We start from the raw sequence: 618 nt of genomic DNA on the forward strand, positions 1-618 counted from the left end.
GTGGCCGCGGATAGCCGCGTCGGAGGAGTGGTAGATCGGTCGCGTGCGCAGCACGGCCTTGGTTTTGCGGAACAGGGTCTCGACGGCCAGGAGCTCGCGGTATCTCAGCATCGCCTGCAATGGCGTGACGCGGGCGTTGGTGCGCAGCACGAAGATGCCGTCGTATCTCGCTTCCTCGGCCAGCTTGCCGACATCGACCTCGAAGGCCGGCCCTGACCTGGCCTTGCCGCCCTTCGCATTTGTTGGAGCGACGCGGCGCAGGTAGCGGCGGTAGGCGGAGTTGCCGATCAGTGCCTTGTCTCCGCGCTGCAGCTGCTGCTCGAGACCGGCGATGATGGCCTGTCGGTCGGCACGGTCCTTCTCAGCCTCGGCTTCGTTGCGGCACACGATGTAGCGCTTGCCGGCGTGCCGCACCTCCTTGGCAAAGAGCTGGGCTTCCGCGCCATTGGCGCGCTCGACCAGCAAGGGAGTGAACGGGCCATCGTCGGCCAGCACCACCTCGCGCACCACGCGGTCGGTGCGCTCGCGCGCGCCGAGGATGTACTCGAGGCCGCGCTCTTCGAGACCCTCGATGGTAGCGGCCGAGATCATGCCGCGGTCAGCGACGACGCACACCCG

1 protein-coding gene is annotated in these 618 nt (G+C 67.8%); it reads right to left on the reverse strand.

Annotated features, from left to right (window positions below):
* Nucleotides 1-618: IS1634 family transposase (locus Q7A36_RS40595; protein ID WP_456306857.1), on the reverse strand; the 618-nt coding region annotated here is incomplete at both ends.

Source organism: Paracraurococcus lichenis (genome assembly GCF_030657435.1).
In the GTDB taxonomy this organism is placed as follows: domain Bacteria; phylum Pseudomonadota; class Alphaproteobacteria; order Acetobacterales; family Acetobacteraceae; genus Paracraurococcus; species Paracraurococcus lichenis.